Source organism: Caulobacter sp. Root655 (genome assembly GCF_001427665.1).
In the GTDB taxonomy this organism is placed as follows: Bacteria; Pseudomonadota; Alphaproteobacteria; order Caulobacterales; family Caulobacteraceae; genus Caulobacter.
This window is the reverse complement of the sequence record NZ_LMHC01000023.1, coordinates 96,612-114,629: the sequence shown is the minus strand read 5'-3', so window position 1 is coordinate 114,629 and position 18,018 is coordinate 96,612. Positions and strand designations below refer to the sequence as shown.

Sequence of the window (18,018 nt, the reverse complement as noted above, 5' to 3'; positions counted from 1 at the left end):
AGATCGAATAATTCAATTAACGAGAAAACAGATAATATCTGGGAGGGAAATCCATGACCTTGGCGGAAATCCAGGGGCGCCGCTTCGCGCCCCGTGCGGGGCGCTTGCGCCTTGGCCTGCTGGCGGCGACCGCCGTCGCGACCCTGGCGGCCAGCGGCGGCCAGGCCCTGGCCCAAAGCGCCCAGCCCCCGGCCGGCGCGGCGACAAACGCCGCCACCACCCTGGGCGAGGTGGTCGTCACCGCCCAGAAGCGCGTGGAACGGCTGCAGGACGTGCCGCTGTCGGTGGCGGTCGTTAGCGCCGAGACCCTCGAGGCCTTCCGCTTCAACGAGACCACCGACATCCAGTACCTGGTGCCCGGGGTGCAACTGACCAACGCGGCGGGACCGCGCAGCTTCGGCTTCTTCGTGCGCGGCGTCGGGACCAGCTCGTTCTCGTCGGAATCGATCGAGGGCAGCACGGCCTTCGTCCTCGACGGCGTCGTCCTGGGTCAGTCGGGGGCCTCGCTGACCGATCTGCCGGACGTCGAGCGCATCGAGGTCCTGCGCGGCCCCCAGGGCACGCTGTTTGGCAAGAACGCCTCAGCCGGCGTCATCAACGTCACCACCAGCCGCCCGTCCGACCAGTTCCACGCCAAGCTGTCCACCAGCTGGGCGTGGCCGGACGACGAGCGCAAGATCAGCGGCCTGGTCACCGGGCCGATCACCGACGACCTGCGCTTCCTGGTCTCGGCCCGGCTGAACAAGCGCGACGGCTACATCGACAACATCTTCGACGGCCGCAAGCTGAACGACCGCAACGACTACGGCTTCCGCGGCAAGCTGGAATGGACGCCAACCGCCGACCTCGAGCTCACGGCCATCGGCGACTATTGGAAGCGCGACGCGGCCTGCTGCATGTTCACCCTGTTCTCGGTCGGCCCCACGCCATCCCTGGCGCCTGAGCGGCAGAGCCTGGCGGCCGGGATCGTGCCGTCCGGGACCAACCAGAAGCAGAACATCGGCGGCGACGTCTTCTCCCAAGCCGAAAGCTACGGCCTGTCGACCCAGGCCGACTACCGGTTCGGCGACGGCTACACCCTGACCTCGATCACCGCCTGGCGGCGCTGGTTGACCCACGACGGCCTGGATTCGGACTCCAGCCCCCTGAACCTGCTGGACACCAACTTCTCGGACTTCAAGCAGCGCCAGTGGACACAAGAACTGCGACTGACCTCGCCCCAGGGGGGGCTGATCGACTATGTGGCCGGCCTGTTCTATTTCGACGGCAAGGTCGGATCGACCTCGGTCCAGGTCTTCCCGGCCGTCCCCGCACCCTTCTACAGCAAGGTGGTCCGCAACGAGGCCAGCACCCGCAACATCGCGCTCTTCGGCCAGGCGAACGTCAATCTGAGCGACAAGTTTCGCGTGATCCTGGGCGGACGCGCGCTGGAGGAGACGGCGTCCGCGACCAAGCGCCGGTTTGATCCGCGCTTCCTGCTCCGTGACTCGGCGTCGGCGTCCAAGCGCAGCGACGCCACCGTCTGGCGCGCCGGCCTGCAGTACGACTTCAGCCACGACATCATGGCCTTCGCCACCGCGACCAGCGGCTACAAGGGCGGCGGCTACGACACCAATATCGGCCTTGCCACCTTGCCGAGCGTCGCGCCGGAAAAGCCGATCAACTACGAGGTCGGCCTGCGCACCAGTTGGCCCGACCTGCGCTTGATCTTCAACCTCACCGCCTTCCACACCGAGGTGAAGGACTACCAGGTCTCGGCGCGCGACCCGATCACCACCGTCTATTCCATCCAGAGCGGCGAGGTGAAGACCCAGGGCGTCGAGTTCGACCTGACCTCGCGGCCGCTGCCGGACGTCGATTGGACCCTCACCGCCAGCGGCGCCTATGCCGACGTCAAGTGGGGCGACTATCGCAACGCCCCATGCGGCCAGAGCGTGACACCCACCTGCCCCGCGCCGCAGCAGGACCTCACCGGCCAGTGGACGGGATCGCCCAAGTGGACCCTCAACCTTGGAACCCACTATGAGCGGCCGGTCGCCAGCGCCCTGAAGGTCCAGGCCGATCTTGGCGTGAGCTATCGCTCGAAGATGGGCATGGCCTTCCCCAACGATCCGGCCACGGTCCAGGACTCCCTGACCCTGGTGAACGGCGCGATCGGCGTGGCGGCGGCGGACGGACGCTGGAAGCTCGCCGTGTTCGGCAAGAACCTCACCGATCAGGTCTACAACCAGGTGATGTTCGCCACGCCCTTCGGCGCGGCGCCGGGCAACTACAGCCAGTTCATCCCGTACGAGGCCCGGCGCATCGTCGGCGTGTCGCTCGACCTCGCCTACTGACCTTTCCTCCTCCTCGACTGCCGCCCGCGCGCCTCCTGTTCGCGCGGGCGGACATTTTCACCAGACCTGCTTGCGAGACGGCGATGCCAGACACCCCGAACACCCGCGACGGCGGAACGGACGCCCCGCGGCTACGGATCGGGCTGAGCCTGATCACCCTGATGAACCTGCCCGATTGGTCCGAGGGCCCCCGTGGTCCGCGTGCCCTGCATGCCGTTCGCGAGGCCGGCTTCGAGGCGGTGCAGACCCGCGACCCGGTCGCCGCGCGCGAGGCCGGCCTGGTTCCAACGGCCCTGGCCCGCGTGGACCGGCCCCAGGAGGCCCGCGACCTGGCGGCCCGTCATCGCGACGCCGGCTACGACTGCACCACGCTCCATGTAGGTTCGGGCTTCGAAAACGACGACGAGGCCCTGGCCCTGGTCGAGGCCATCGTCGAGGCCTCGGTCGGCGAAGACCATCCGCTGTTCGTCGAGACCCACCGCGCCACCATCACCCAGGACATGAAGCGCACGCTGGACCTGGTTGAACGCTGCCCGGGCGTGCGGTTTAACGGCGACTTCTCGCACTGGTACACCGGCGCCGAGATGACCTATGGCGACCTCGCCGCCAAGGTCGCCCGGCTGGCGCCGGTCCTCGAACGAACGCGGTTCCTGCACGGCCGGGTGTCCGATCCGGGCTGTATTCAGGTTCCGGTCGCCGGCGACCCCGCCGACACCCATGTCGCCGCCTTCCGCGACCTCTGGACCCGCGGCTTCGCGGGTTTCCTGGCCAGCGCCGGCCCCGGCGACTGCATGGGTTTCTATCCCGAACTGTTGCCCGCGTCCTTCTTCTACGCCCGGCTGGTTCCCGACGCCTCGGGCCAGCTTCGCGAGGAGGCCGACCGTTGGACCGAGGCGCTCAAGCTGGTCGAGCTGGCGCGCGCCTGCTGGGCCGACGCCCTCGACAAATCTGGAGCGGGGTGAGGTTAGATGGACCGCCCCGGTCCTTGCCATCGCGAAATTGCTTCGCAAGCAGGTCACGCAGTCATATCGTCGCCCAGATACTCAGAATCGATTCAAAGAGGCTGAACCAGGCGATGCCGACGCAAATCCCTTCCGTTTCGACCTTCACGGCGCCCAGCGTGGCCGCGCCGGTCGATCCGGCCCGCAATCCGACCCAGGCGGTCGCCTTCTGGCTGCGGCGCGACATTGTCCGAGGGGTGTTCGAGCCGATGGAGCGGCTGAAGATCGAGCATCTGACCAAGTTCTACAACGTCGGCCACAGCCCGATCCGCGAGGCGATCCTGCTGTTGGCCGACAGCGGCCTGGTGGTCCACGAACATCAGAAGGGGCACCGGGTCGCCCCGGTTTCTCGGGCCGACTACCATGATCTCCTGACCGGATACCAAGGCATCTACAAGATGATGCTCGGAATGGCCATGGAGTTGGGCGATGACGATTGGGAGGAGCAGGTTGTCATCCAGCTTCATCGATCCCTGAAGGTTAAGAAAATCATCGATGGCGACCCGGAAGCGCGCGAGATGTGGCAGAGAGCTTATGGCGACCTGCACATGACCTTGCTCTCCGGATGCCGATCGCCCCTGTTGCTGAAAATCTACAAGGACGTCGGCGCTCGCCTTGAGCGCTATGTCAACCTGTTCGCCGACCTCGAGAGCGACCGCTACTATGACCATCACGCCGACCATCGGCTGATCGTCGAGGCTATCGTCGCCCGGGACGGCGAGCGGACCCAGGCGCTGATTGAAAGCTATTTCGCGGTGGCCGACCCGATCCGGAAGTCGATCATCGAGAAGCTCAAGCAGATGGAGACCTCTTCCCCAAAAGCCGGGGCGGGCGCCTGAATCGGCCGGAAATTTCTCGCAAATTATATCCAAAAAGATTTTCGATCTATTTTTTGACTCCTGCGGCCACTCGATCCATTCTCGTGAAACGACTGATCGGTCCTAGCCGCGGCGCTCGACACGCGGCGGGTCCGCGTCGGCGATGGGAGGGATCATCTCGTGACAGAGCTATCGGCCACGGCGCCGCGCCTGAGTTTCGCCCGCAAGGTCGGTTTCACGGCCGGCGACTTCGCCTGCAATCTCTATTGGCAGAGCGTGTCGCTGTTCTTGCTGTTCTACTACACCGACGCCCTGGGGCTGTCGGCGGGCACGGCGGGCCTGATCTATATGCTGGCGTCGATCTGGGACGGGGCGATCGACCCGTTCATGGGAGCCATCGCCGATCGCACGCGTAGCGAGTGGGGACGCTATCGCCCCTACATCCTGCTGGGCGCGGTTCCGGTCGGCCTGTCCTTCAGCTTCCTCTATTACGAGCCCGCCCTGGACGGCCTTGGCCTGGTCGCCGTGGTGATGGCGGCCCATTTCCTGTTCCGCACCTGCTACACAGCTCTGTCGATCCCCTACACCTCGTTGAACGCCCGGCTGACCTCGAGCTCGGGCGAACGCTCGACGCTGGCCGGCATGCGGATCATCTTCGCGACCTTGGCCGGCCTGGTCGTGGCCCTGACCACCCAGCCGATGGTCGCGCGGTTCGGTGGCGGCGATCAGGCGCGCGGCTTCTTCTACGCCGCCTGCGTCCTGGCCCTGATCGCCACGGCGATCTTTCCCATCGTCTTCGCCGTCACCCGCGAGCCGCCCGAGACCGAGGAGACGGTCGCGCCGCCGCGGATGGCGGACTACTGGCGGTCGTTGCGCGGCAACCGCGCCTTCTGGGCGGTGATGGGCGGCATCGTCTGCGCCGTGGCCTGCACGACGGCGCTTGGCAAGTCGGTGCTCTACTATTTCAAATACTACCTGCATGACGAGGCCGCGTCGCGGACCGCCCTGGCGCTCTGCGCGGCGCTGGGCCTGCTGATCGTGCCGGCCTGGTTGCTGGTGACCAAGTTCATCGGCAAACGCATGGCCTGGTTCGTCGCCGCCGGCTGGGGCCTGGCCGGTCTCGGCGCCTTCGCGGTGACGGATATTCGTAGCCCGGCGCTGATGATCGCCTTCCTCGCCTATATGCAGGTGGCGTCGCTCGGCCTGGCGCTGACCTTCTGGTCGATGCTGCCGGACACCGTCGAGTATGGCGAATGGCGGACCGGCTTTCGCGCCGAGAGCTTCATCTTCGGGCTGGGCCAGTTCTTTCTCAAGGCAGCCCTGGGCCTCGGCGCGGGTTTGTTCGGCTGGTCCCTGGACCTGGTCGGCTACCATCCCAATGTCGAGCAGACGGCGGCGACCCTGCACGGCATGAAGACCATCATGGTCGTGTTTCCCGCCCTCGGCCTGCTGGCTTGCGCCGTGGTGATGCTGTTCTACCCCCTGGGGCGAGGTGTTCATGAGGACATCGTGGAGCAACTCGCGAGGCGGCGATCGACGCCACCGGAGAACGCGGCGATCGAGGCGGCGATCTAGTCGTCAGGGCCTTCACCCTTGACGGTGTCGAGCGCGATGCGAAAGGGGCGGCGGCTGACGGAAGTTCTCGGGAAGCCAGACATCTTGACGACCAGAGGACGCTACCGATCCGCCGTTAGACGCCGAAAGCGCATGAAACGGGAGGCCAGAACCGCCCCGTTTCCCAATGCCATCTCGCCAATGTTGGGGATCGGCTCCGCCCGGATTCTTCGTCAGCCCCACTTCACGAGATCATCGCCGCAACCGTGCTCGGGCGCTCGTATTGGGCTCGATCCATCAGACGCGGAATGGAACCTGCCTGTCGCGGCCCGCCAACATTCTCCAACCTATCCGTGTGGGTCATGTTAGTCTCACCGACGAGGCGTGGAGATCGTCGCCTTGTTGAACGCTTGCCCGTCTGGCGATCGCTCGGCGAGGTCCGGTTTCTTTTTGGGGAGAAACCGCCCCGGAAGAGGCGGGCGATCTTCAGTTCATGCCGCCGCGCGGAGCCTGTTCCAGTTGCCATCGGGTAGCCAAGGCTGAAGGGGAGCTGCGGATGCGAACAACGTCTTGGACGCGACTGGCGACAATCCGAGTCCTCGGCGCGGCCTGGGCCGCAATGGTCGCCACCGCCGGTCACGCCCAAACATCGATCAATTTCGCCAATCTCTCGATCGAGGAACTCGGCGAAATCCAGGTGACGTCCGTCTCCAAGCGCGCCGAACCCGTGCGGGAAGCGCCGTCGGCGATCTATGTCATCACCCATGACGACATCGTCCGGTCGGGCGCGCGAACGGTGCCGGAAATGCTCCGCCTGGCGCCCAATCTCCAGGTGCAGCAGTTCACCGCCAGCCGATACATCGTCACGGCGCGCGGCTTCAACGGCAACGAGGCGGCGCAGAACTTCACCAACAAGCTGCTGGTGCTGATCGACGGCCGAAGCGTCTACACGCCGCTGTACTCCGGCGTCTATTGGGACATGCAGGATGTCCTGCCGGCCGACATCGACCGCATCGAGGTGATCAGCGGGCCCGGCGCGACCCTCTGGGGGGCCAACGCCGTCAACGGCGTGATCAACATCACCACGCGAAAATCGGGCGACACTCAGGGCGGCTTCCTGGAGGCGGGCGGGGGAAGCCACGGGCGTTCGGTCAGCCTGCGCTATGGCGGCCGGCTCGGCGAAAGTCTGACCTATCGCGTCTATGTGCGCGACCTGAAGGCGGACAGCATGGGGACCATCACCGCCGACGGCAAGGCGGACCAAGACCTGTCCCGAACGCAGGGCGGTTTCCGCCTCGACTGGACCCCGGCGTCGGGCAACGCCTTGACGCTGCAGGGCGACGTCTACGACGGCGCGTCGGACGTCGGCCTGGCGGGCCACAACCTGCTCGCGCGCTGGACCCGTCTGGGCGACGGCGGGGCGGAGCTCCAGGTCCAGGCCTATTATGATCGCGCCGTACGTCGCGGCGTCTTCAAGGTGGACACCTACGACGTCGATATCCGCCACAGCTTCGATCTCGGCGCCCGGCAGGCGGTCGTCTGGGGCGGCGGCTTCCGTCACAGCCACTACGCCATCGGCAGTTCGCCGACGCTCTTCTACGAGCCGGCCCGCGGCGATCTCAACCTCGCCAATCTGTTCGTCCAGGACAGCCTCGCCGTCACCAAGACCACCAAGCTGACCCTGGGCCTCAAGGTCGAGGACGACCCCTACCTCGATCCCGAACTGCTGCCGAGCGCGCGGATTTCCTGGACGCCCAACGACAAGGCCATGGTGTGGGCGGCGGCCTCGAAGGCGGTGCGCTCGGCCACGCCGTTCGATCGGGACGTCGTCGAATACCTGGGCGCGATCCGGTTCCTGACCGGCGGCGGAACCTTCCAGTCCGAAAAGCTCACGGCCTACGAGATCGGTACGCGGATCCGGCCTTCCGCCAAGGTCTCGTTTTCGGTCTCGACCTATTACAACGTCTATGACGACCTGCGCACCATCGAGTTCGACCGGGTCACGCTCCTGCCGCTCCACTGGGGCAACGGCATGGCGGGCCACAGCTATGGCGTGGAGGTCTGGGGCGAATACCACCTCACCCCGTGGTGGCGGCTGGCCGGGGGGTATAATCGACTCGAGAAGCGCCTGAAGTTCAAACCCGGTTCGAGCCGCATACTGGGTATGGAGCAGGCGGGGGATGATCCCGAACACCAGGCGTCGTTGAGGTCGTCGATGGATCTTGGACGGACGGTGACGTTGGACGCGGCCGTCCGCTATGTGGACGCCCTGCCTGACCCCCGCCTGCCGTCCTATATGGAACTCAACGGCAGGGTCGCCTGGAACCTCTCCGACCGGGTGCAACTGTCCCTGTCCGGCTCCAACCTGCTGCACCAGCGCAGCCAGGAATTCCCCGGCGGTGTCGTGGTCCCCAGAAGCGTCTTCGCGGACCTTCGTTGGAGCTTCTAGGTTCCAGGCTCATGCCGAGGACTAGACGCCTTGTCGCGCCGCGCCAAGTTCGCTGGCCAGGGCTTCGATCGCATAGGGCTTGGGCAGGACGCGGAAGCCCGCCTTCGCCGCGGTCGTGGCGGCCTCGCTGAACCCGGTCGTCAGGACGACGGGCAGGCGAGGATATTTCTGGCTGACCACCCGCGCCAGATCCATGCCCCCCATCCCGCCGGGCATGACCATGTCCGAGAAGACGATGTCGAAATCACTGCGTTGATTGAGTATCCGTAGCGCCGCCGCGCCGCTCTCGACGCGGGTGGGTTGATAGGCGAGGGCCTGGAGCATCTCCAGCACGATCAGCGCGACATTGTCGTCGTCCTCGACCAGCAGCACCCGGCCCTGGTTCGAAGAGGCCGTCGGTTGCACGGTCACGGAGGCCTTGACCGGGGCCGACTTGGCGGAGCGCGGCAGCAAGAGCGAGATAACCGTCCCCAGTTCCGGCGCGCTTTCGATCTGGACGTCGCCGCCCGACGCCCGCGTGAAGCCGTAGACCTGGCTGAGCCCCAGTCCGGTTCCCCGGCCCACCTCCTTGGTGGTGAAGAACGGTTCGAAGGCTCGGGCGACGTGTTCGGCGGCCATGCCCACGCCGTCGTCGATGATCGACAGGCGAACGAAGTCTCCGATCAACTCGCCTTCGGCCAGATCGGGCTGATTATTGCCCACGATCGTCAGCGAGCCGCCCTTGGGCATGGCGTCGCGGGCGTTGACCGCGATGTTCAGCAACGTGACCTCGAGCTGGGTGGAATCCACCTCCACCGGCCAGAGATCGTCGGCCAGGCGCAACTCCACGGTGATGTCTTCGCGCAAGGAACGTTCGAGCAGGATCGAAAGGTCGGGAATGCGCGTCGACAGGTCGACGACCTCCGGTTTCAGCGGCGATCGGCGGGAAAAGGCCAGAAGCTTGCTGGTCAGCTCGGCGCCGCGATCGAGCGCCTGGCGAACGGCGCCGGCGAACCGCTGGCGCTTCACGGGGTCCTCGGTCTTTTCCAGGATGTCCAGGCCGCCCGAGGCGACCATCAGCAGGTTGTTGAAGTCGTGAGCGAGGCCGCCGGTCAGCTTGCCGATCGCCTCCATCTTCTGTCCCTGGCGAAGGGCTTCCTCCGCTCGCTCGCGTTCCTGGATGTGGATCTGCAGGGCGTTGTTGGCGTCGCCCAGGGCCTGGGCCCGCTCCTCCAGCCTGGCGTTCGCTCGCTTCAGGAGCATCTGCCCCACGCCGAGCACGCTGACCAGCAGCGCGGCCATGACCAGCAGCACGGCGACGCCGGCGTATCGCGCCAACCGCTGGGGCAGGGCCTCCACCACGGTGCGCAAATAGACCGAGCCCATGACGGCTTCGCCCTGTCGAACCGGCGCGGTCACGACGATGTACCGATCGTCGCGCGACGTCGGCCCCTTGGCGGCCGTCGAGGGCGCGGGCGCGGCGCCCGGACGAGCGTGACCGGCCAGCAGGCGGCCCTGGGTGTCATAGACGCCCGCGGCTTCCACCTCCGGATTGGCGCCGAGCGCCTCGACATATTCCAGAGCCACCTTCCGGTCGTCGAAGGCCAGCGCCGCGGTCACGCTGGCCGCGAGAATCTGGGCCTGGACGGCGACCTCCCGGGTTTTCTGGGCCCGGTACGCCTGCTCGTTGTAGATGCCCATCAGCAGGCCCACGGCCACCAGCGCCAACGCACCGATCAAGGCGAGGCCGCCGAACGCGAAGCCGGAACGCCCGCTACGCGGCTGAAATTCATCGCGCCAGGTCATGAGGTGGGCCCATCCCTCACAGATAGCGCCAGGCTCAGCAGCTTGGCGCTGATGGTCAAGCCGTTCTGGGCGGCGATCGTGACGTCGACGGTGAAACGGACGCGGCCTTCCCTGACGACGAACTGAACGACACTCCCGCGCGCCTCCGTGCCGTCGGTGATCGTCAGGCTCGGCGCGCCCTTGACCGATTGCAGGGCGCTGGCGATCGACTGACGTTTCGATCCGGTGATGTAGAGGACGTGGCAACCCGACGACTTCGACACCGTCGCCATACGGCGCACGATCAGCGGACGTCCATTGACCTGCTGGTTCTGCGCCACCTGGTCCAAGGTCGCCCCGAAGGGGTCATCGCCCACGACGCAGAGATTGACCGGGGCGCCCGGCGGGGGAAGCGATCCGGGGGGCCAGTCCACGAACGAGACAAGCTTGTAGAGGTAGGCCGCCTTCACCTGATACTCGAGAGAGGTCGCGCCGGCCGCGGACCACGACAGGGCCGCGCCGAGTGCGATGAGGCCTCGCAGCCGTAGCCGACGAAGGCCGCAACGACCCCATGGCGCCGGGACCAGCATCAGGACACCATGCTGACGCCGACCACGCGCGATGGCGCATCGAATGCGAAGTTGATGGGTGGGTTCATCCGCAACGGCGCCCAGACTTGCCGATGAAGGTCGCCGCGGAGGTCAGGTGCAGCCACATTGCGATCCCCAGAAACCGAGATCCGATCTTCCTTGGCGTGGCCGCGCGTTGGTTCACCCAGGGCGGACGTCTAAGGCGACAGTCTACGCTGCCGATACACGCTATGGTGAAGTTTTTTAACTCACCCCAAGCGGAAACGCGCGGCGGCGGAGGTGAGGAAGGTAGGCGGGCCTTCGATTTTTGGACGTACGCGCGGCGTAGGCCCGCGTCGCGGTGAAACTCGCGGACAACGCCCGTGGCGATGTGACGCAGGGCGGACGTTCGTTGACACAGGCCCTACGAGGCCCAGCGGTTCTCGGTAACCGCGCCCGACCGGTTCTGCCGCGTTGAGATCTTGCCCGCTTTCGCCTTCCAGGACGTGATGCGAAAGCCCTATATCGCCAACGACTTCGCGCGCCTCAAGGCCTGTCTCACCGAGCATTTCGGGACCTGACCCCTCTTGGGCGCGTCGAGTCTCGCGGCGCCTTGACCGAAGCGGTCGCTACACTCGGGGCCTAGGCCTGACCGCCGAAGGAACGGCGCGTTTCGGCGTGCTTCCACGGCATCACCTGCTGGTCCCTCATCAAAGCCGGTTACCAGTTCCAAGGCCGAGGCTTCGGGAGCAGCGCTGAAAAGGCGTCGTCAAACGCCGCGACCCCTCGCCAGCTCAGTTTGTCGGCGTCGTGATCCAAATGCATCACCTTGGCTGTCCTTCACGAAATGGCTCAATGATGGGCTTGGAAGACGTTACGATATAACATACGAAGCTGGAGTTCGATTTTTGGGAGTACCTCATGCGGCTGCGTTCGATGTTGTTGACGGCGTCAAGCGCCGGGGTCTTGCTGGCTTGGACGGCGATGGCCCAGGCCCAGGATCTGGGCCATTCGGTCTCGGAGGTGGTGGTCACCGCTTCGCCGCTCGCCGGTGACCCGGACCGCTTCGCGACGATCGTCGAGCAGGTCGGCCGCGACCAAGTGCTCGGCAACGGCGGCGCCAGCCTGGCCGACGCCCTGCGCAATATCCCTGGCGTCGCGGGCACGGGCTTCGCCGCCGGCGCCAGCCGCCCGGTGATCCGCGGCATGGACGCCCAGCGCGTCAAGTTGGCCGAGAACGGTCTGTCCAGCTCGGACGTCTCGGACGTGGGTCCCGACCACGGCGTGCCGATCGATCCCTTGGCGGCGCAGTCGATCGAGGTGGTGCGCGGCGCGGCCACCCTGCGCTATGGCAGCCAGGCGATCGGCGGCGTCGTCAACGTGATCAACAACCGCATTCCGCTCAAGCCCATCGACGGGATCGAGGGCGAGGCCACGACCGCCTATGCCTCCAGCGCGGCGACCGGCGAAGGCGCCGTCAGCATCGACGCGGGGCAGGGGCCTTTCGCCGTCCACCTGGACGGCTTTGGACGTCGGGCGAGCAACTACGAAACGCCTGATGGAGAGCAGCCCAACTCGTTCTTCCGGGGTAACGGCTATTCGGGCGGCGCGTCCTATTTCTTCGGCGACGACAGCCGTGTCGGCGCCAGCGGCACGCATTACGAGGCCCGATACGGCATCCCGTCCGACGACACCTACATCCGCATGAAGCAGGACAAGGGCGCTTTCGGCTCCTCGTTCAAGCTCGACCAAGGCGCCCTGCAGCGGCTCAATGTCGATGCCGGCTACGCCGACTACACCCACAGCGAGATCGATCCCGAGGGCAATGTCGTGCTGTCGACCTTCAACAACAAGGAGTGGGACGGTCGGGCCGAAGCGCTGTTTGGCCCGACGGGTCCGCTTTCGGCCTCGGCCCTGGGCGTCCAATTCCAGGACCGAAAGTTCAGCGCGCTGGGCGAAGGAGCCGACTATCTGCTGCCGACCCACACCGAAAGCGGCGCGGCCTTCGCCTTCGTGGAGGCGCCGATCGGGGCGCTGCAAATGCAGGGCGCCCTGCGTGTCGAGCGCACGCGCATCGAGGGCACGCCGGCGTCCGGCGTCTCCACGCGGCGCAACTACACGCCGGTCAGCGGCTCGCTGGGCTTTACTTATGAGGCCTCCGACACGCTGCGGCTGGGCCTGACCGCCGCCTCGGCCGCCCGGGCGCCGGCCCAGACCGAACTGTTCGCCCGGGGACCACACGATGGTCCGGCGACCTTCGAGACGGGTGATCCGAGCCTGAAGATCGAGCGGGCCAACTCCCTGGAGGCGACGGCGCGCTACAAGCTGGGCTCGACCGGACGCCTTGAGGCTTCGGTTTGGGGCGCGCGGTTCGACAACTACATCTACGGCGCGCTGACCGGACGCCTGTGCGACGAGGACGGCGTCTGCAGCCTTGGCGGTGACGGCGAGTTGAAGGAACTCAACTACGGCCAGCGCGACGCCAACTTCTGGGGCGCGGAGATGAAGGCCTTCTTCCCGCTGACCTCGGTGGCGGGCGGCAAGCTCTCGGGCCAGGTGCTGGGCGACTATGTCCGCGCCAAGTTCACGGGCGGCGGCGGTGATGTGCCGCGTATCCAACCCGGCCGGTTCGGCGGCGGTCTCGACTGGGCCAACGATACGATCGACGCCAGCTTCCTGGTGCTGGCGGTGTCCTCGCAGGATCACGTCGGCGTGGCCGATCTGGCGACCGACGGCTACACCTCGGTCGACGCCCAGGTTCGCTGGAAGCCGTTCAAGGCCAAGCCGGGGATCGCGCTGACGCTGGTCGGCCACAACCTCGCCGACGAGACGATCCGCAACGCCACCGCGCTCAACAAGGATGCGGTCGTCATGCCGGGCCGTGACGTGCGCCTGGTGCTGAGCGCCAAGTTCTGACGAGACGGCGTCACGGGGCGGGCGCGTCAGCCCCGTGACGCCGTGTTTGGTGACGGAGCCCTCGATTGGGACAGCGGTTGCGGCATTTCGGTCTTGAGGAGCAGGCCCTGGCCGTCGCCCGGGCCCAGGCGGCGATGTGGCGTGGCGTCGTCGCGCGTTTCGAGCACCTCAAGGCGACCGAAGGTCTTCGTCAGGCCGACCTGGCCGCGGCCTTGGGCGTCTCGCGCCCACAGATCCACGAATGGCTCTCCAACTCCCACAACATGACCCTGAAGGCGTCGGGGCGCTTGCTCCTGGCCATGGACGCCCACGCTCAGGTCGAAATCCAGGCGGGGCGCGACGTCGACGCCGAGCCGGCCGCACCGGAAGTGGTCGAGGTGGTCAGCCGCTCGGGCGTCAAGCTGACCGCGGGCCTGATCCCCCTTTCGGGCCGCATGGCTCTGACCAACAACGGCGAGAAGGATCTGTTCTTCCGCCTCGACCGGGGCGGCTGAGCCGCCCGCCATGAGGACTTTGAAGATGCGCGATCTGCTGACCGGCGCCAGCGCCGCCTGCCTGCTGGCCCTTGGCGCGGGAGCCGCCCAGGCCGACGAGGGCATGTGGACCTTCGACAACTTCCCGGCCGCCGCGGTCAAGGCGACCTATGGCGTGACCATCGACAAGCGCTGGCTCGATCACGTGCAGGCCAACGCCGTGCGGCTGTCGACCGGCTGCTCAGCCTCGATCGTCTCGGGCCAAGGCCTGGTCCTGACCAATCACCACTGCGTGGCCGACTGCGCCCAGGACCTGTCGACGGCGACCAGCGATCACCTCAAGACCGGTTTCCTGACCACCGACGGCCGCGAGGAGCGCCAGTGCCCGGGCATGCAGGCCGAGGTGCTGCTGTCGATCAAGGACGTCACCGACCCGGTGCGCCAGACCGCCGCCGGCAAGACGGGCGCGGAGTTCATCAAGGCCCGCAACGCCGCCATCGCCGATATCGAAAAATCCAACTGCGTGGGCAAGGAGGCGGTCCAGACCTGCCAGGTGGTCAACCTCTACCAGGACGGCCAGTACAAGCTCTACACCTTCAAGAAGTACGCCGACGTGCGCCTGGCGTTCGCGCCCGAGCTGCAGACGGCCTTCTTCGGCGGCGACCCGGACAACTTCAACTTCCCGCGCTATGACCTCGATATGTCGTTCGTGCGCCTCTACGAGAACGGCAAGCCGGTCGCCACGCCGGGGCACCTGGTGTGGAATCCCGCACCGCCCAAGGAGGGCGAACCGACCTTCGTGGCCGGCAATCCCGGCTCCACCAGCCGCCTGCTGACCGCCGACCAGCTGGACTTCCTGCGCGACGTCTCGATGCCGATGACCCTGACCCAGTTGGCCGAGCTGCGCGGCCGTCTGATCGAGTTCGGCAAGCGCGGGCCCGAGCAGCAGCGGGTGGCCAGCCACGAGCTGTTCGGCATCGAGAACAGCTACAAGGTCTATGTCGGCCAGATGCAGGCGCTGTCGGAGCCCGGCTTCCTGGCCGGCAAGCGCCAGGCCGACGCCGCGCTGAAGGCCAGGGTCGCGGCCGATCCGGCCCTGGCGACCAGGATCGGCGATCCGTGGAGCGCCATCGCCAAGGTCCAGCTCGACCGAGCCGGCCTCTATGCGCCCTATGTCCTGCTCGAGGGACGGGCCGGCTTCTTCTCGCCGCTGTACGGCTACGCCGTCGACCTGGTGCGCGCGGCGCAGGAGCGCGCCAAGCCCAATCCCGAACGCCTGCCCGAATATGCCGACGCCCGCCTGTCGCTGCTGGAAAAGGAAGTGCTCGACGCCAAGCCGATCGATCCGATCCTCAACCAGATGCAGATCGAGTTCTGGCTACTGAAGGTGCGCGAGGTGCTGACCGCCGACGCATCCCAGACCCAGGGTTTGCTGGGCAAGGAGTCGCCCGAGACCATCGCCGCACGCCTGGCCGCTTCCAGCCTGGCTGACCCGGCCGTGCGCAAGGCGCTGTGGGACGGCGGCCTGCCGGCCATCCAGGCCTCCAAGGATCCGCTGATCCAGTACGTCCTGGCCACCGACGCGGCCGCGCGCCAGGCCCGCAAGGCCTATGAGGAGAAGGTCACCGGCCCCAGCGGTCAGGCCGCCCAGAAGATCGCCGCCGCCCGCTTCGCCGTCTATGGCGACAAGATCTATCCGGACGCCACCTTCTCGCCGCGCCTGTCCTACGGCAAGGTCGCCGGCTGGACCTATCGCGGCCAGACCATTTCTCCGACCACGGTGTTCAAGGGTCTGTGGACGCGCGCCACGGGCCAGGAGCCGTTCGCCCTGGCGCCGCGCTGGCTCGCCGCCCAGGACAAGCTGAAGGACGACACGGTGTTCGACTTCGTCACGACCAACGACATCATCGGCGGCAATTCCGGCTCGCCAGTGCTGAACGCCAGGGGCGAGGTGATCGGCGCGGCCTTCGACGGCAACATCCACTCGCTGGGCGGGGCCTTCGCCTATGACGGGACCATCAACCGCACGGTGGTGACCTCGACGGCCGGGGCGACCGAGGCCTTCCTGCAGGTCTATGGCCAGAAGGCGCTGGTGGACGAGCTGCTGCGGGGCGGCGTCAAGACCGGGACGCGTCGATGATCCGGGTCTCGATCCTGGCTCTGGCGGGGAGCCTGCTGGCCGCCCCGCTCGCTCTCGCCCAGACCGCGGCGCCGGTTTTCCCGCCCAACGACTACGCGCCGCTGAAGACCTTCGCGCCCCTGACCCTGCCGGCGCCCGCCAGCGGCGTGCGCAACGGAGCGGGCGCGCCGGGAGCCGGCTATTGGCAGAACCGCGCCGACTACCGCATCGACGCGCGGCTCGACCCGGCGGCCAAGACCCTGTCGGCGACGGTGACGATCACCTACGCCAACAACAGCCCTGACGCGCTGGGCAGCCTGTGGCTGCAGCTCGACCAGAACGTCTATCGCAGGGATTCCCGGGCTGGCGCTCTGGGCGGTCGGCCGCGCAAGGAATTCACCGACGGCTATGCGATCGAGGCCGTCGAGGTCGAGCAGGTCGGCAAGACCGCCGCGGCGCCCTTCCTGGTCGACGACACCCGCATGCGCGTGACCCTGCCGGCGGCGCTGAAGGGCGGCGGCGGTCAGGTCAAGTTGACGATCCGTTACCACTACGCCGTGCCGGGCGCGTTTGGCGGCCGCACCGCCTGGGGGCCTTCGGACAAGGGCGACATCTTCGACATCGCCCAGTGGTATCCGCGCATGGCCGTCTATGACGACGTGCGCGGCTGGGACACGCTGCCCTACCTCGCCAACGAGTTTTACCTCGACTACGGCAGCTTCGACTACGCTGTCACCGTGCCCGCCGACATGATCGTCGCTGGCTCGGGCGCCCTGACCAACCCCAAGGACGTGCTCTCCGCCGAGCAGCAGGCCCGCCTGGCCAAGGCGCGGGCCAGCGACCAGACGGTGCTGATCCGTCCGCCCGAGGAGGCCGTCGCTTCGTCCGCCGCGACCGGAACCAAGACCTGGCGCTTCCACATGGACGATACCCGCGACGTGGCCTTCACCGCCTCGAAGGTCTTCGTCTGGGACGCCGCGCGCATCAACCTGCCTGGCGGCAAGACCGCCCTGGCCCAGTCGGTCTATCCGGTCGAGAGCGTCGGCGAGGGGGCCTGGAGCCGGTCGACGGAATATCTCAAGCATGCGGTCGAGCAGTTCTCGACCCGCTGGTACCCCTATCCCTACCCCAACGCGATCAATGTCGCCGGGCCGGCCACGGGCATGGAATATCCCGGCATCGTGTTCGACGGCGTCGACGACAAGGGCAAGGACCTGTTCTGGATCACCGCCCACGAGATCGGCCACACCTGGTTTCCGATGATCGTCGGCTTTGACGAACGGCGCGACGCCTGGATGGACGAGGGCTTCAACACCTTCATCGACGTCTATGAGTCCGACGCCTTCGGCGGCGGGGTCTACGGTCCCAAGCGCGATTCCGAATATGCTCCGGGTCCCGGGGCGCCGGCCGACCAGATCGCCGCCATCCTCGAGGACGCCGCCGCTCCGCCGATCCTGTCTCGGGCCGACACCGTCCGGGAAAAGTACCGCCACCCGATCACCTATTTCAAATCGGCGTTCGGTCTGACCCTGCTACGCGAGGACATCCTGGGGCCCGAGCGCTTCGATCCGGCGTTCCGTAAGTTCATCGCCGATTGGGCGTTCAAGCACCCCAAGCCCAGCGACTTTTTCCGGGCCATGGAGAGCGCCGGCGGCGAGGATCTGAGCTGGTTCTGGCGCGGCTGGTACCTGAACAATTGGACGCTCGACATGGACGTGGCCGGCATCGCCCAGGACGCCGACCTGGCCAAGGGGGCCAAGGTCACGGTCGAGAACCGGGGGCAGCTGGTGCTGCCGGCCACCCTGCGGGTGATGTTCCAGGATGGCGGTCATCGCGACATCCGCGTCCCGGTGGAGACCTGGATGCAGTCGGGATCGCACGTCTTCGCCGTCGATACGACCTCGCCGGTGGTCGAGGCGGTGATCGATCCGGATCATCGCACGCCCGATCGCGATCGGACCAACAACAGCTTGCGCGGCGCGCCGGGGGCCTGACCGCCTCGCTCGCCCTATGACCATC

11 protein-coding genes are annotated in these 18,018 nt (G+C 66.9%); 9 read left to right on the top strand and 2 right to left on the bottom strand.

The window, feature by feature from the left end; translation table 11 throughout:
• Positions 1-53: 53 nt before the first annotated feature.
• From ASD79_RS15465 to ASD79_RS15445, 5 genes are all read left to right on the top strand, one after another.
• Positions 54-2,336 carry a TonB-dependent receptor gene (locus tag ASD79_RS15465; protein ID WP_056723195.1) on the top strand — a complete coding sequence of 761 codons (2,283 nt, stop codon included), beginning with the start codon at positions 54-56 and terminating at the stop codon, positions 2,334-2,336.
• Between the two features lie 83 nt (positions 2,337-2,419).
• Positions 2,420-3,298, top strand: a complete 879-nt coding sequence (locus ASD79_RS15460) for a hypothetical protein (protein ID WP_056723193.1) — start codon at positions 2,420-2,422, stop codon at positions 3,296-3,298.
• A gap of 113 nt (positions 3,299-3,411) precedes the next feature.
• Complete coding sequence (locus ASD79_RS15455; protein ID WP_056723192.1) at positions 3,412-4,176, top strand: GntR family transcriptional regulator; 765 nt, start codon at positions 3,412-3,414, stop codon at positions 4,174-4,176.
• Between the two features lie 159 nt (positions 4,177-4,335).
• A complete protein-coding gene (locus ASD79_RS15450) occupies positions 4,336-5,730 on the top strand; it encodes an MFS transporter (RefSeq protein ID WP_056723189.1) in 1,395 nt (464 codons plus the stop codon).
• Positions 5,731-6,328: 598 nt separating this feature from the next.
• Positions 6,329-8,158 carry a TonB-dependent siderophore receptor gene (locus ASD79_RS15445; RefSeq protein WP_162252369.1) on the top strand — a complete coding sequence of 610 codons (1,830 nt, stop codon included), beginning with the start codon at positions 6,329-6,331 and terminating at the stop codon, positions 8,156-8,158.
• A 21-nt stretch (positions 8,159-8,179) separates the two neighbouring features.
• On the opposite strand, the gene ASD79_RS15440 is transcribed toward ASD79_RS15445, so the two are convergent.
• Both ASD79_RS15440 and ASD79_RS15435 read right to left on the bottom strand, forming a co-directional pair.
• Positions 8,180-9,943, bottom strand: a complete 1,764-nt coding sequence (locus ASD79_RS15440) for a hybrid sensor histidine kinase/response regulator (RefSeq protein ID WP_056723184.1) — start codon at positions 9,941-9,943, stop codon at positions 8,180-8,182.
• Positions 9,940-10,392 (bottom strand): YfiR family protein, encoded by a 453-nt coding sequence (locus ASD79_RS15435; protein WP_056723181.1) that lies wholly within the window; start codon positions 10,390-10,392, stop codon positions 9,940-9,942. Before ASD79_RS15435 ends, ASD79_RS15440 begins: the two co-directional genes overlap by 4 nt.
• Before the next feature lie 1,020 nt (positions 10,393-11,412).
• On the opposite strand from ASD79_RS15435, the gene ASD79_RS15430 reads away from it, so the two are divergent.
• From ASD79_RS15430 to ASD79_RS15415, 4 genes are all read left to right on the top strand, one after another.
• A complete protein-coding gene (locus ASD79_RS15430; RefSeq protein ID WP_056723180.1) occupies positions 11,413-13,407 on the top strand; it encodes a TonB-dependent receptor in 1,995 nt (664 codons plus the stop codon).
• Positions 13,408-13,472: 65 nt separating this feature from the next.
• Positions 13,473-13,901 carry a helix-turn-helix transcriptional regulator gene (locus ASD79_RS15425; protein ID WP_156400534.1) on the top strand — a complete coding sequence of 143 codons (429 nt, stop codon included), beginning with the start codon at positions 13,473-13,475 and terminating at the stop codon, positions 13,899-13,901.
• Positions 13,902-13,926: 25 nt separating this feature from the next.
• On the top strand, positions 13,927-16,020 hold the full coding sequence (locus tag ASD79_RS15420) for a S46 family peptidase (protein ID WP_056723174.1): 2,094 nt from the start codon (positions 13,927-13,929) through the stop codon (positions 16,018-16,020).
• On the top strand, positions 16,017-17,993 hold the full coding sequence (locus tag ASD79_RS15415; protein WP_056723172.1) for a M1 family metallopeptidase: 1,977 nt from the start codon (positions 16,017-16,019) through the stop codon (positions 17,991-17,993). The genes ASD79_RS15420 and ASD79_RS15415 overlap by 4 nt, the downstream gene beginning before the upstream one ends.
• Positions 17,994-18,018 lie beyond the last annotated feature (25 nt).